This is a genomic window from Pseudomonas sp. GW821-FHT03C07 (genome assembly GCF_059420925.1).
The window spans coordinates 1-14682 of sequence record NZ_JBWKUQ010000006.1 but is presented as its reverse complement, the minus strand read 5'-3'; the positions used below and the strand labels follow the sequence as shown (position 1 = coordinate 14682).

12 protein-coding genes and 1 pseudogene are annotated in these 14682 nt (G+C 62.8%); 1 reads left to right on the top strand and 12 read right to left on the bottom strand.

Going from position 1 to position 14682, the window contains the following annotated elements; genetic code table 11:
- Nucleotides 1-112 precede the first annotated feature (112 nt).
- Both dtd and pip read right to left on the bottom strand, forming a co-directional pair.
- Nucleotides 113-550 (bottom strand): D-aminoacyl-tRNA deacylase, encoded by a 438-nt coding sequence (dtd, locus tag AC07VG_RS13725; protein WP_495003250.1) that lies wholly within the window; start codon nt 548-550, stop codon nt 113-115.
- Entirely contained in the window at nt 547-1518 is a 972-nt protein-coding gene (gene pip / locus AC07VG_RS13720) for a prolyl aminopeptidase (protein ID WP_495003249.1), read from the bottom strand. The genes dtd and pip overlap by 4 nt, the downstream gene beginning before the upstream one ends.
- 272 nt (nt 1519-1790) lie before the next feature.
- On the opposite strand from pip, the gene AC07VG_RS13715 reads away from it, so the two are divergent.
- Nucleotides 1791-2711: a CgnE/CgnB domain-containing protein gene (locus AC07VG_RS13715; protein ID WP_495003248.1), complete on the top strand. Its 921-nt coding sequence runs from the start codon at nt 1791-1793 to the stop codon at nt 2709-2711.
- A 53-nt stretch (nt 2712-2764) separates the two neighbouring features.
- Here AC07VG_RS13715 and hutG read toward each other — a convergent pair whose 3' ends face one another.
- From hutG to AC07VG_RS13665, 10 genes and pseudogenes are all read right to left on the bottom strand, one after another.
- On the bottom strand, nt 2765-3568 hold the full coding sequence (gene hutG / locus AC07VG_RS13710; protein ID WP_495003247.1) for an N-formylglutamate deformylase: 804 nt from the start codon (nt 3566-3568) through the stop codon (nt 2765-2767).
- A gap of 11 nt (nt 3569-3579) precedes the next feature.
- Nucleotides 3580-4785 carry an imidazolonepropionase gene (gene hutI, locus AC07VG_RS13705; RefSeq protein WP_495003246.1) on the bottom strand — a complete coding sequence of 402 codons (1206 nt, stop codon included), beginning with the start codon at nt 4783-4785 and terminating at the stop codon, nt 3580-3582.
- 17 nt (nt 4786-4802) lie between these two features.
- On the bottom strand, nt 4803-6212 hold the full coding sequence (locus AC07VG_RS13700; protein WP_495003245.1) for an amino acid permease: 1410 nt from the start codon (nt 6210-6212) through the stop codon (nt 4803-4805).
- A gap of 281 nt (nt 6213-6493) precedes the next feature.
- Nucleotides 6494-8032 carry a histidine ammonia-lyase gene (gene hutH / locus AC07VG_RS13695; protein ID WP_495003244.1) on the bottom strand — a complete coding sequence of 513 codons (1539 nt, stop codon included), beginning with the start codon at nt 8030-8032 and terminating at the stop codon, nt 6494-6496.
- Nucleotides 8033-8142: 110 nt separating this feature from the next.
- Entirely contained in the window at nt 8143-9666 is a 1524-nt protein-coding gene (gene hutH / locus AC07VG_RS13690; protein WP_495003243.1) for a histidine ammonia-lyase, read from the bottom strand.
- A 177-nt stretch (nt 9667-9843) separates the two neighbouring features.
- Entirely contained in the window at nt 9844-10674 is an 831-nt protein-coding gene (locus AC07VG_RS13685; protein WP_495003242.1) for a quaternary amine ABC transporter ATP-binding protein, read from the bottom strand.
- Nucleotides 10671-11522 (bottom strand): ABC transporter permease, encoded by an 852-nt coding sequence (locus AC07VG_RS13680; RefSeq protein ID WP_495003241.1) that lies wholly within the window; start codon nt 11520-11522, stop codon nt 10671-10673. The genes AC07VG_RS13685 and AC07VG_RS13680 overlap by 4 nt, the downstream gene beginning before the upstream one ends.
- A 71-nt stretch (nt 11523-11593) precedes the next feature.
- Nucleotides 11594-12562, bottom strand: a complete 969-nt coding sequence (locus tag AC07VG_RS13675) for an ABC transporter substrate-binding protein (protein ID WP_495003240.1) — start codon at nt 12560-12562, stop codon at nt 11594-11596.
- A 173-nt stretch (nt 12563-12735) separates the two neighbouring features.
- A complete protein-coding gene (locus AC07VG_RS13670; protein ID WP_495003239.1) occupies nt 12736-14205 on the bottom strand; it encodes a purine-cytosine permease family protein in 1470 nt (489 codons plus the stop codon).
- 168 nt (nt 14206-14373) lie between these two features.
- A pseudogene (locus AC07VG_RS13665) lies at nt 14374-14682 on the bottom strand (urocanate hydratase); the annotation flags it as partial.

The window sequence follows — 14682 nt, the reverse complement described above, 5'->3', positions numbered from 1 at the left end:
ATCCCCGTAGCGCGCGATTATCTAGTAGGCCGCGTTACAACGCATCAGGTGAAACAAAGTATTTATCGCGAAAACCCCCTGTTTTCAGTCAAATACGTCGTTTTTGGTGCATTCAGGTCTGTAACAGGAAGGTCACAGGGCCATCATTGACCAGATGCACCTGCATGTCCGCCCCGAAACGCCCGGTCGCCACCTGCCCATGCAAGTGCTGCGCCTGTGCCACTACATAGTCGAACAGCGCCTCGGCGAGCGCCGGAGGTGCCGCCGTGGAGAAGCTCGGACGCAATCCGCTTTGGGTATCGGCCGCCAGGGTGAACTGCGACACCAGCAGCAAACCGCCGCCGGTGTCCGCCAGGGACAGGTTCATCTTGCCCTGTGGATCGCTGAACACCCGATAGTTAAGCAGCTTCTTCAGCAGTTTGTCGGCCTGTGCCTGGGTATCGCCGGGCTCCACCGCCAGCAACACCAACAAACCCTGGTCGATGGCCCCGACCACGTCTCCAGCCACTTCTACCCGCGCGCCGCTGACGCGTTGCAACAAGCCCTTCATGCTTCTTCGAGAGGCAGGTCAAGCAGGCGCCGGGCCATCTGGTCGGCAGCGCGTACCAGCGCGTCGGTGATTCCTGGCTCGGAGGCCGCATGACCGGCATCCCGAATCACCTGCAGTTCGCTGTTGGGCCAGGCCTGGTGCAACTCCCAGGCGTTGTCCAGCGGGCAGATCACATCGTAGCGACCGTGCACGATCACTCCCGGCAGGTGGGCGATCTTGCCCATGTCGCGGATCAGTTGGTTGGGTTCGAGGAAAGCGTCGTTGGTGAAGTAGTGGCATTCGATCCGGGCAATCGACAGCGCGCGCTGCGGCTCGGAGAAACGGTCAACCACCAGCGGGTTCGGGCGCAGGGTCGCGGTACGCCCCTCCCACAGGGACCAGGCCTTGGCGGCGTGCATCTGGGCGATCTGGTCGTTGCCGGTCAGGCGCTTGTGGAAAGCGTTGAGCAGGTCGTCGCGCTCATCCAGCGGGATCGGCGCCACGTAGTCCTGCCAGTAGTCCGGGAACAGGCGGCTGGCGCCGGCCTGGTAGAACCACTCGATCTCCTGTTGGCGGGCGAGGAAGATCCCCCGCAGGATCAGGCCATGCACCCGATCCGCATGGGTCTGGGCGTAGGCCAGGGCCAGCGTCGAGCCCCAGGAGCCGCCGAACAGCACCCATTTGTCGATTTCCAGGTGCTGGCGAATCCGCTCAAGGTCCGCCACCAGGTCCCAGGTGGTGTTGTTTTCCAGGCTTGCGTGGGGGGTCGAGCGACCGCAACCGCGCTGGTCGAAGGTGATGATGCGATACAGGTTGGGATCGAAATAGCAGCGGCTCTGGGCGTCGCAGCCGGCTCCAGGACCGCCATGAATAAAGACCACCGGCAAGCCTTCCGGCGAGCCACTCTCGTCGACATACAGCACATGCGTTTCATCCACGGCCAGATCGTGCCGGGCGTAGGGTTTGATCTGCGGGTACAAAGTCTGCATCACGCGCTCCGTAGGGGTCGAGGTCATCCCTGATGGGGACTTCATATTATTCTGTCGTTCGGCATCATAAACCCGAATCGCCGAATCGGCATGCCCTTGTCAAAAGCGGATGCACGCGGGCCTGCTCGGCGATGTTTTCCTCTCGTCGGACGATGCCTATCCATTTGGTCAGTGTTCAAGTCGGCCCAATAAACGCTTCAATAGTCAGGTCACGTAGAACGGCAGGAGCCGCTCTGCCGGGGTATCCGCGCAAAAGTGAAAGGGAGTTTCCAATGCAGCAAGACTATTTGCCGGGCCTGCTTTCCTACCCGGAGAAGGCCATCATCCTCGCTGACAACGAAATGTTTATCCGCGCCCTCGCGGAACTGGGGCTGGACGCCGCCGCTGTCGATTCGACCGAACCACTGCCGGCGCAAAGCCTGGTGTTTTCCTTCACCCGCCAGGGCGCCCGGCAATTCTATGAGCGGGCGGCCAAAACCCGGGGCAAACAAAGTATTCTCTGCCCGCTGCACGCCTTCGACCCGGGCCTGGAGAACGCGCTGTACAGCCTGATGCTGCTCCTGCGCAGCGACTTCGCCGAGTGCCTGAGGCGCCAGCGCGACCACCTCAGGCTCTTGAGTCAGCACCCGCACCTGCACCTGGCCGGCGAGGGATCGCGGGCCGATGTCTGGTTGCAAAACCACTCGGCCCCTTATGTCACCACCCGCGACGAGATCAGCGAACAGTTCGTGCTGTCCGTCTCGGAGTTGTTCGAAGTGCACTACGCCCACATGCGCCCGGACAGTCCCGATCTCTTTCAACTGAACGGCATCCTGCACATCAGCGGCCTGCTGACGTCTCAGGGCAGCAACCGCACGCATCTCGCCACAGGGGTCGATGAACGCGTGCTGGAACTGACCCAGAGTGTCGCCAGGCACCAGGCCTGGCTACATATCGAACACAACCAGGTGCGCTCGTTCAAGGTTGCCGGGCAGGAATATGTCGGTCTGCTGAGTCGCGCGGCAGGTGACAGGGGCCTGTACCTGAGCGAGTTCGCCATCGGCGTGAACGAGAGCATCGGGCCGAACATCAACTACAGCCACAACTCGCCGATGAACGAAGGTGTCAGCGGCGTGCATGTGGGCCTGGGGGACGGCAACAGTGGCTATCACATCGACTTCCTCAGCCCGGGCGTCGAGGTGCTCCCGGGATGAGCCATGGCCGTGACAGGACTCGTTCGATTATCTTGAAAACGGTGCAACCCGCCTCAGCGACCGTAGTGCTCGCGGCCCCAGACCAGCAGGCCTTGCAGCAGTTCCTTGAGCACTACCCGCGTCGGTTCCGCCAGGTCGCTGCGGTAGTTGAACGGCTCGAACTCTTCCATATAGGTGCACTGCCCCAGCTCAAGCTGCACGGCGTGGATATTCTGCGCCGGGTCGCCATAGTGACGGGTGATATGCCCGCCCTTGAAGCGTCCGTTCAACACATGGCTGTAGGCCGGATGTCCGGCACAGATGCCCTCCAGCCGCGCCGCCAGTTGCGGGTTGCAGCTGGCGCCGTTGAAGGTGCCCAGGTTGAAATCCGGCAGCTTGCCGTCGAACAGGTGCGGGATCACCGAGCGGATCGAGTGGGCGTCGAACAGCAAGGCATAGCCGAACTCGGCCTTGAGCCGCGCCAGCTCCTGTTGCAGAGTCTGGTGATACGGTGTCCAGATCTGCTCCAGGTAGTTCGCCCGCTCCGCGGCCGACGGCACCTGCCCTTCGACGAACAGCGGCACGCCATCGAACAGGGTGGCCGGGTACAGGCCGGTGGTGGCACCGACATACAGCGGCTTGTCGTCGGACGGCCGGTTCAGGTCGATGACAAACCGCGAGTAACCGGCCGCCAGGGTGCTGGCGCCCAGTTCGGCAGCGAAATCATAGAGCCGCGGGATGTGCCAGTCGGTATCCGGCAGGCTTTGCGCCTCGGCGATCAACCCGGCCTTGACCGCCGGGGTCAGTTGCACACCGGCATGGGGCATGCTGATCAACAGCGGCACGCGACCTTGTTTGAAACTCAGAACGTTATCCACAGGACAATCTCCTAGATCAGTACTTCGACACCATGGCGCACCACGCGCTTGCTCAGGTCACCGCCCAGCCAGTAGGCCAGGTCCGCCGGCCGCTCGATCTGCCAGGCGACGAAATCCGCGACCTTGCCAATCTCCAGCGAACCGTGGGTAGCGCCCATGCCCAACGCCGTGGCGGCATGCTGGGTGACACCGGCCAGGGCTTCTTCCGGGGTCATGCGGAACAGGGTGCAGGCCATGTTCAGCATCAGCCGCAGGGACAGCGCTGGCGAGGTGCCGGGGTTGAGGTCGCTGGCAATGGCCATCTTCACGCCGTGCTTGCGCAGGGCATCCATCGGCGGCAGCTGGGTTTCGCGCAAAAAGTAGAACGCCCCGGGCAGCAGCACCGCGACGGTACCGGCGGCGGCCATGGCGATGGCGTCCTCTTCGGTCATAAATTCCAGGTGGTCCGCCGACAGCGCCTGGTAACGCGCCGCCAGGCTCGAACCGTGCAGCGATGACAGCTGCTCGGCATGTAGTTTCACCGGCAAGCCCAGCTGTTGCGCGACCTTGAACACCCGCTCGACCTGGGCCGGGGAAAACGCCAGGTATTCACAGAAGGCATCCACCGCGTCGACCAAACCTTCGGCGGCCAGGGCCGGGAGCATCTCGGCGCAGATATGCTCGATATAGTCGTCGGCCCGCCCGAGGTATTCCGGCGGCAAGGCATGGGCCGCCAGGCAGGTGCTGCGCACGCTGACCGGCAATTCGGCGCCGAGGCGGCGAATCACCTTGAGGATCTTGCGCTCGCTGTCCAGGTCCAGGCCGTAGCCGGACTTGATCTCGACGCTGGTCACGCCATCGCGCAGCAGGCAGGTCAGGCGTTGCCGAGCGCTGTCGAACAGTTCGTCCTCGCTCGCGGCACGGGTCGCCCGCACGGTGCTGGCAATCCCGCCGCCAGCGGCGGCGATCTCGGCATAACTCACGCCTTGCAGGCGTTGCTCGAACTCACCGCTGCGGTTGCCGCCGAACACCGTGTGGGTATGGCAATCGATCAGCCCCGGCGTCACCCAGGCCCCGCGCAGATCCTCGACCTGTGGATAATCCGCGGCCGGCAGTTCGGCGCGTGGGCCGATCCACTCGATCGTCGACGCCACGGTCACGATGGCGGCATCCTCGATGATCGAGTAGCTGCCTTGCGCCATGCTTGCAACGTGACAGTTCTGCCAAAGCGTTTTCATCCGGGGCCTCCGTTAGGTTATTGATGAGACAAAGCAGGGTCTGGCTGAACGCGGGCATCCTGGGCCGCCGCCGGCTTGACCCAGACCTGGTAGGCCAGCACCAGCAGGCCGATCCAGACCGCGCCGACGATCAACGCCGGCCGGGTGTCGGGGAAATAGCCCAGCACGCCGAAGATAAACACCATGAAGGCAATCGCCGCCAGCGGCGCATAGGGCCAGAACGGCACCGGAAACTTCAGTTGCGCGGCCTCTTCACGGCTCATGGAACGGCGCATGGCCACCTGGGTGACCAGGATCATGATCCACACCCACACCGTGGCGAAGGTGGCGATCGAGGCGATCAGCAAAAATACGTCTTCAGGAATCAGGTAGTTGAGCAGCACGCCCAGCAGCAGCGCGGCGGCCATGACCAGCACGGTCATCCACGGCACACCGGCGCGGGACAGCTTGGCGAAGGCCTGGGGTGCATGGCCTTGCTCGGCCAGGCCGTACATCATACGGCCGGCACCGAAGATATCGCTGTTGATGGCGGAGATCGCCGCCGAAATCACCACGATATTGAGAATGCTTGCCGCCGAGCCTATCCCCAGGTTCTGGAAGATCTGCACGAAGGGACTGCCCTGGTTGCCAATCTGCTGCCACGGGTAGAGGGACATCAGCACGAACAGGGTCAGCACGTAGAACAGCAGGATGCGTAGCGGTACCGCATTGATCGCCTTGGGGATCACCCGCTGTGGGTCCTGGGCTTCACCGGCGGTGACGCCGATGATCTCGATGCCGCCGAAGGCGAACATGACCACCGCGAACGAGGCGATCATCCCGGCCGCGCCGTTGGGCATAAAGCCGCCGTTGCTCCAAAGGTTGCTGATGCCGACGGCTGTCGACGGCGTGGCCGTGCTGATGCCGAAGAACAGGATGCCGAAGCCTCCAAGGATCATCGCGACAATGGCGCCGACCTTGAGCAGCGACAGCCAGAACTCCATTTCGCCGAAGACCTTCACGGTGCACAGGTTCAGCGCGCCAATGATGAAGACAACGCCGAGTACCCAGACCCAGCGATCGACCTCGGGAAACCAGAAGCCCATATAGATGCCGAAGGCGGTGACGTCGGCCAGGCCAACGATGACCATCTCGAACGCATAGGTCCAACCGAGGATAAAACCGGAACGGGGACCGATGTAGGTGCTGGCGTAGTGGCCGAAGGAACCGGCCACCGGATCGTGCACGGCCATTTCGCCGAGGGCGCGCATAACCATGAACACCGCGGCGCCGCCGATCAGGTAGGCCAGCAGCACGGCCGGGCCGGCCATCTGGATGGCCGAGGCGGAACCGTAGAACAGCCCGGTGCCGATAGCGGACCCCAGGGCCATGAAGCGAATATGTCGAGCCGAGAGCCCGCGTTTCAAACCTTTGACTTGCTGTTGCATTGCTCGTCCTTAATTATTCTTATCGGTAAAACTCGATGAGAATCAGACTGTTGGCGAGTATCTCGCGGCCGCCTGACCGCAAAAGGGGTCGCAGAGTACCCAACCCGGCAGATGCAGGCAAAACCCATCTGCCGGGTGGCGACTACTGTAGGAGCGAGCTTGCTCGCGATGGACGCCAACGATAACGCGGGGTATCTGATGCCCCGCAGTGCCTGAACCACCATCGCGAGCAAGCTCGCTCCTACATGTCCTTCACGCCCCAGTCTGGTCTCGGGCAACGCTTACAGGCTTGGCAGCAACTTCGCCGGAACCAGTGCATTCAGGCAACGGGAAGCCAGCAACTCGGTGGCCGCCTCGATATCCGGGGCGAAGAAACGGTCCTTCTCGTAATACGCCACTTCCTCGCGCAACGTCGCCCGTGCGCTTTCCAGGGTTGGCGAGGTTTTCAGGCCATTGCGCAGATCCAGCCCCTGGCAAGCCGCCAGCCATTCCACAGCCAAAATCCCACGAGTGTTCTCAGCCATTTCCCACAGACGTTTGCCCGCAGCCGGGGCCATCGACACATGGTCTTCCTGGTTGGCCGAAGTCGGCAGGCTGTCGACGCTGTGCGGGTGCGCCAGGGCCTTGTTCTCGCTGGCGAGGGCCGCGGCAGTCACCTGGGCGATCATGAAGCCGGAGTTGACGCCGCCATTGGCCACCAGGAACGGTGGCAACTGCGACATGTGCTTGTCCATCATCAGGGAGATGCGGCGCTCGCTCAGCGAACCGATTTCGGCAATCGCCAGGGCCAGGTTGTCAGCGGCCATGGCCACCGGTTCGGCGTGGAAGTTGCCGCCCGAGATCACATCGCCTTCGGCGGCGAACACCAGCGGGTTGTCGGACACCGCGTTGGCTTCGATCACCAGCACTTCGGCGGCCTGGCGGAACTGGGTCAAGCAGGCGCCCATGACCTGTGGCTGGCAACGCAGGGAGTACGGGTCCTGGACCTTCTCGCAGTTCTCGTGGGAGTCGGACACTTCGCTGCGCTCGCCCAAGAGGTGGCGATAAGCGGCAGCCGCATCGATCTGGCCATGTTGACCACGAGCCGCATGGATACGCGGGTCGAACGGCGAACGCGAACCCAGTACCGCTTCGACGGTCAGCGAACCGCTGACCAGGGCGCCGGCGAACAGGTCTTCGCCTTCGAACAGGCCACGCAGGGCAAAGGCGGTGGACACCTGGGTGCCGTTGAGCAGCGCCAGGCCTTCTTTCGCGGCCAGGGTCAGCGGTTGCAGACCGGCCTGTTTCAGCGCGGTGTGGGCGTCCAGCCATTCGCCCTTGTAGCGGGCCTTGCCTTCACCTAGCAGCACCAGGGACATATGGGCCAGCGGCGCGAGGTCACCGGAAGCACCGACCGAACCTTTCAGCGGAATGTGCGGGTAGACCTCGGCATTGATCAGGGCGATCAGCGCGTCGATCACCTGGCGGCGAATCCCGGAGAAACCACGGCTCAGGCTGTTGACCTTGAGCACCATGATCAGCCGTACCAGCGCGTCGCTGATTGGCGCGCCGACACCGGCGGCATGGGACAGCACCAGGGAGCGCTGGAGGTTTTCCAGGTCTTCGCTGGCGATACGGGTCGAGGCCAGCAGGCCGAAACCGGTGTTGATGCCGTAGGCGGTGCGGTTCTCGGCGAGGATCTGCTCGACGCAGGCGACGCTGGCTTCGATCTGTGCCGAGGCACTGTGATCCAGGGTCAGTTTCACCGGCTGTTGATAGATGGCACGCAGTTGGGCCAGGCTCAGTTGGCCGGGAATCAGGTTCAACGCAGTCACATTCATGCTCCTTTTGAGAGTTTTTACTAACTACCAGACGCTCCGGAAGCTTCCGTTATCCGTCGCCGCCGACTTTTTGAGCCGATGGCGCCTTGGCACGCTGGTTATTCGTGGAATCAGTGCAGGTCGGGGAACCTGCACTGGATCAATACTGGGTCCTTCAGCAGGCTCGCCGCGCTGGCGATGTCCGGCGCCAGCCAGCGGTCCTGGTCGTAGGCCGGGACGCGCTCGCGCAGCAGTTTCCAGGCGCGCTCGGTGCCGACACCGAAGCGCTGTTCCTTGAGGAATTCGAAGGCCTGGGCCGCCAGCAGGTACTCGATGGCGAGGATCTGCGTGCAGTTTTCCAGAGCCCGGTGCAATTTCAGCGCGGCATTGGTGCCCAGGCTCAGGTGGTCTTCCTGCAGGCCCGAGGTGACGTAGTTGTCGAGCACCGCCGGCTGCGCCAACTGGCGGTTTTCCGCACAGAGGGACGCGGCGACGTACTGCACGATCATCATCCCGGAGTTGACCCCCGGGTTGCTCACCAGGAAGGCCGGCAGGCCGCTGACATGCGGGTTGATCAGGCGGTCGAGACGGCGTTCGGCAATCGAGCCGATTTCCGCCATGGCGATTGCCAGCAGGTCCGCCGCCAGGGCCACCGACTGGCCATGGGGGTTGGCCTGGGACATCACCCGGTAGTTGTCCGGCGTGCCCAGCAACAGCGGGTTGTCGGTGCAGCCGTTGAGTTCGATTTCGATCTGCCGGGTGGCGTGCGCCAACTGGTCGCGGGCGGCGCCGTGTACTTGCGGGATCGAACGCAAGCTCAGGGCGTCCTGGGTGCGAATGCCTTTGCTGACGGCAATCACTTCGCTACCGTCGAGCAAGCCACGCAGGTTGTTGCCGACCTGCTGCATGCCGGGATGCGGTTTGAGCGCGATGATTTCCGCGTCGAACGCGGCGATTTGCCCACGCTGGGCCTCGAAGCTCATGGCCCCGACCACATCGGCCCATTGCACCAGGCGGGTCGCGTCGGCCAGGGCCAGGCAGCTCAAGCCGGTCATGCACGGCGTACCGTTGACCAGGCAGAGACCGTCCTTGGCCCCCAGTTGCACCGGTTGCAGGCCTTCGGCGGCCAGCGCCTGTTGCGCCGGGACGATCTGCCCGCGATAGCTCACCTGGCCGACACCGAGCAAGGCGATGCCGATATGGGCCATATGGGTCAGGTAACCCACCGAGCCCTGGGCCGGCACTTGCGGGGTGATGCCCCGGTTGAGCAGCGCCAGCAGGGCTTCGACCACCTGGCGCTGCAGGCCGGATTTGCCATGGCTGTAGTTGACGATGGCGGCGCAGAGGATGGCCCGGGTCTGTTCATCGGACAGCGGCGCGCCGACACCGCAGGCATGGCTGAGCAGGGTATTGCGCGACAGTTGGCTGAGCTGTTCGCCGGACAGCGAGACGTTGCACAGCGCGCCGAGACCGGTGTTCACGCCATAGGCACGCTCGCCGCTGACGACGATGCGCTGGACGATGGCCTGGGCATTGTCGATCCGCGCCCAAGCCTCGGGCGACAGTTCAAGCGGGGCGCCATGCCGGGCCACCGCGACCACATCCTGCCAACGCAAGGGGGCGTCGGCGATAACGATTTTTTCAGCCTGGGACATCTTCAACCTCATCAGTACAACTTGGATATTGATGCAGCATTACCGGCCTCTTCGCGGGCAAGCTCCGCTCCCACAGGTTTTTCAGTCGTACGCAAGACTCGGGCACGACTCAAATCTAGTGTGGGAGCGGAGCTTGCCCGCGAAGAGGCCAGCCCAGCCACCACCACCCTCACCCGCCTACACCGCCGCGGCACGCCGCTGAACAAACCGATCCACATACTCATCCGCCGGCGCATGCAAAATCTCCTTCGGCGTGCCGACCTGGATCAACTTGCCATCCTTGAGAATCGCGATGCGATTGCCGATCCGTACCGCTTCATCCAGGTCATGGGTGATAAACACGATGGTCTTGTGCAGCGTCTTCTGCAGCTCCAGCAACTGATCCTGCATCTCGGCGCGGATCAGCGGATCAAGGGCGCTGAAGGCTTCATCCATCAGGATGATGTCGGTGTCCGCCGCCAAGGCCCGGGCCAACCCAACACGCTGGCGCATACCGCCCGACAGCTGGTGCGGGTACTTGTCCTCGTAACCCTTCAGGCCCACGGTATTGATCCAGTGCAAGGCGCGCTTGGCGCAGACTTCCTTGCTTTCGCCACGGACCTTGAGACCGTAGGCGACGTTTTCCTGCACGCTCTTGTGGGGCAACAGGCCAAAGCTCTGGAACACCATGCTGATCTTGTGCCGACGAAACTCGCGCAACGCCTCCATGTCGTACTGGAGGATGTCCACGCCATCCACCAGGATCGCGCCGCTGGTCGGGTCGATCAGGCGGTTGAAATGCCGCACCAGGGTCGACTTGCCGGAACCGGAAAGGCCCATGATCACGAAGATCTCGCCGGTACCGACACTCAGCGACAGGTCGTTGACCCCGATCACGCAACCGGTCTCGGCCAGCACCTGATCCTTGGTCTTGCCCTGGAGGATCAGGCTCATCGCGTCCTTCTCACGCGAACCGAAGATCTTGAAGACGTTCTTGACTTCGATCTTGCTGACGCTGGCCTCGCTCATTTGCTCACCTCATGCCGTGGCCGACCATAGGCCTGGGTGATGCGGTCGATCACCACCGCGAGAATCACGATGGCCAGGCCGGCTTCCAGGCCGCGTCCGACGTTGAGGGTTTGAATCCCAACCAGCACGTCTTCGCCCAAGCCACGGGCACCGATCATCGAGGCAATCACCACCATCGACAGCGCCATCATGGTGGTCTGGTTGATCCCGGCCATGATGCTCGGCAGGGCCAGCGGCAGTTGCACGCCGAACAGTTGCTGCCAGCGGTTGGCGCCAAAGGCGTTGATCGCTTCCATCACCTCGCCGTCGACCTGGCGAATGCCCAGGTCGGTCAGACGGATCAGCGGCGGCGCCGCGTAGATCACCGTGGCGAAGATCGCCGGGACCTTGCCCAGGCCGAACAGCATCAGCACCGGAATCAGGTACACGAAGCTGGGCATGGTCTGCATGATGTCCAGCAACGGCATCAGCACCGAACGCAGGCGATTGCTGCGCGCCGAAAGAATGCCCAGCGGAATCCCGATCAGCACCGAGATCAGGGTCGCCACCAGCATCAGCGCCAGGGTCTGCATCAGCTTGTCCCACAGGCCGACCGCGCCGACCAGGAACAACAGGCCGACGATCACCAGGGCGGTCACCCACTTGCGAGTGGCGTGCCAGGCGATACCGCCGACAATGGCCAGCATCAGCCACCAGGGCGCCAGGCGCAGCAGGCCTTCCAGATTGACGATGGCCCATAGCAGGGTGTCGGAGATCTGGCGGAACACATCACCGTAATGGGTCACCAGTGCATCGACCCAACTGTTGACCCAGTCGGCGATGGAAAATGTGAAACGTTCGGGAAACATTGGAAACTCTCGATCAAGTGGTTGTGGCGAACTTCCCGGCCAGCCTCTCGGTTAGCCGGGAGGTAGTCGACCTACAGAGCCGCGTTGATTTTCTTGGCAGCGTCAGCGCTGACCCAAGCCTGCCAGACCTCAGGGTGTTCCTTGAGGAAGATTTTCGCCAGTTTCGGCGATTCGATCCGCTCTTTGGTCATGCGCCCCAGGTTCTGGTTCAACAGATCGATTGGCAGGTTAGCCTTTTCCAGTACGGCGACGAGCTCGGGGGCTTGCTCGTGGAAGGCCTTGGACAGACCGACCTTGATGCTCACGCGCTTGTCGACACCAGGTTTTTCCTCCAGCTTGACCAGGTCGACCTGACCCATCAGCGGCGTCGGCGACCAGTAGTAAAAGAGGATCGGCTCACCACGCTTGTAGCTCGACAGCACGGCGGCGTCCAGTGCTGGGCCGGTGCCAGGGCGAAAGTTGGTATAGGATCTTTCCAGGCCGTAGCTTTTCAGCATTTCGCTGTTCTCCAGCTCACAGGTCCAGCCGGCCGGACAGTTGTAGAAACGGCCCTTGCTCGGCTCTTCCGGGTCTTTGAACAACACCGCGTATTTACCCAGGCCGGCGATGTGCTTCAGGTCCGGCGCCAGGGCCTTGAGGTTGCGCTTGGCGTCGCCTTCGATCACATAGCGCGGCACATACCAGCCTTCGATGGCGCCCACCACCGGCGCGCCGACACCGACGACCTTGCCGGCTTTTTCAGCCTTGTTCCAGACTTCGCTGCGGCCAACCCACTCCTCGGCGAACACCTGGATATCGTTGCTGCTCAGGGCGTTTTCCATGGTGATGGAGTTGCCCGGCAGGCTGTCGGTCTTGCAGTCGTAACCCTTTTCCAGAACGAACTGCAGCACGTCGGTCAAGAACGCGCCGCTTTCCCAATTCAGACCCGCGAACTTCACCGGTTTGCCGGATTCGCACCAGCCGGCGGCCTGGCTGGCGCCGGCCGCTACCCACAGGCCCAGGGACAGCGCCGTGGTCAGCAGGGTCTTGGTCATTTTCATTCTGTGCCGCTCCTAATCTGCAAAGGGTTAACGCCGGTCAAGAGACCACCGACCCGGGTTGGCCTGCCAGCAGGCCCTGTGGAGCAGGACTTTCCGGGACGCCGCGAAGAGGCCCTTGAGACCACCCAAAGCTTCGTCGGGACACCGCCCGGACCCAGCACCGCTCCCACTGGCTAGTTCGCCACCGGTTGCACACGCCCATTGGTCTTGGCTAGCGCTTCCACGCCCGGCTCTACCGGCAGGATCAGACGGTCGGGAATAGCCCCATGCCACTTCTTCGCCGCGACGTAGTACAACGCCGCCGGCACCACCAGGCCGATGATCCAGGAGATATCGGTATCGCCCAGGCTCGCCACCAGGGAACCGGTATAGAACTGGGTGGCAATGAACGGCATCTGGATCAGCACGCCAAACACGTAAATGCTGATACCCAGCAGGTTCCAACCACCGTAGCGGGCCTTCGGATCGGACAGCGCGGGAATGTCATAGCGTTCCTTGGTGATGCAGTAGAAATCCACCAGGTTGATCGCGCTCCAGGGTGTGAAGAACGCCAGCAGGAACAGAATGAAGGAGGAGAACTCCTTGAGGAACGAGTCCTTGCCCAGCAGCGCCAGGGCCGCGGACACGCTGACCATGATGAAGATATACAGCAGGCGCACACCGCTGGAGATATGTCGGTTGCCACGGAAACCGCTGATGATGGTGGCGATCGACATAAAGCTGCCATAGGCGTTCAAGGTGGTGACCGTCACCTTGCCGAAGGCCACGGCAAAGAACAGCGCCGCCGCGACCGCCCCGGTACCACCGAGGCTGACGATGAACGAGACTTCGTGGTGGGAGAACTGCGAGCCGGCCAGGGCGGCGGCGAACACGCCGAAGACCATGGACGCCTGCGCGCCGATCACCGAACCCAGGCCCACGGCCCAAAAGGTTTTCACCGGCGAAGTGCGGCGTGGCAAATAACGCGAGTAATCCGCCACATAAGGCCCGAACGCGATCTGCCAGGACGCCGAGAGCGACATTGCCAGCAGGAAACTCGCCAGGGAGAAATGCTTGTTGCCGAGCAAGGCCGAGATATCGTTGCCGGCCAACAGTTTGTAGAACAGGTAGACGAAGGCGATCACTCCCAGCACGCTGGCGATCCGGCCGATGCCGTGGATCACCCGGTAGCCGAAGATGGTGCAGACCAGGATGCTGGCGGCGAACAGCACGATGCCGACCCAGTCTTCCACATGCAGCAGCTGCGCCACCGCCTGCCCGGCCAGCAACGAGCCGCTGGCCGAGAAACCGATATACATCAGGCACACCAGCACCAGCGGGATCACCGCGCCATAGACGCCGAACTGCACGCGGCTGGAGATCATCTGCGGCAGGCCCAGTTGCGGACCTTGCGCGGCGTGCAGCGCCATCACCCCACCGCCGATCAGTTGCCCGAGCAGCAGACCGATCAGCGACCAATAGACATCGCCGCCTAGCACCACCGCCAAGGCACCGGTGACAATCGCGGTGATTTGCAGGTTGGCACCCAACCACAGGGTGAACTGACTGAGTAGACGACCGTGTCTTTCCGCTTCCGGGATGTAGTCGATCGAACGCCTTTCGATCAACGGTTTGTAGCTTGCACGATCATTTGACGCAGACATTGTTCAACCTCTGTGGATTGTTTTCGTTAGGTGCACAGCGTTTGTGAAACTTGCTCCAGCCCCCCTTGTAGGAGCCGGCTTGCCGGCGATGGCGATCGAACAGTCGATGCAAGACGCTCGGGCCGCATCGCCGGCAAGCCGGCTCCCACACGGGTTTCCTGCAACAGCTTATTTACCGGTAATCATCGGCAGGTTCAGGCCCTGTTCCTTGGCACAGTCGATGGCAATCTGATAACCGGCATCGGCGTGACGCATGACCCCAGTGGCCGGGTCGTTGTGCAGGACGCGGGCGATACGCTCGGCCGCTTCATCGGTACCGTCGCAGACGATCACCATGCCCGAGTGCTGGGAGAAGCCCATGCCGACGCCGCCGCCGTGGTGCAGCGAGACCCAGGTCGCACCGCTCGCGGTGTTGAGCAGGGCGTTGAGCAGTGGCCAGTCGGACACGGCATCGGAACCGTCCTGCATCGATTCGGT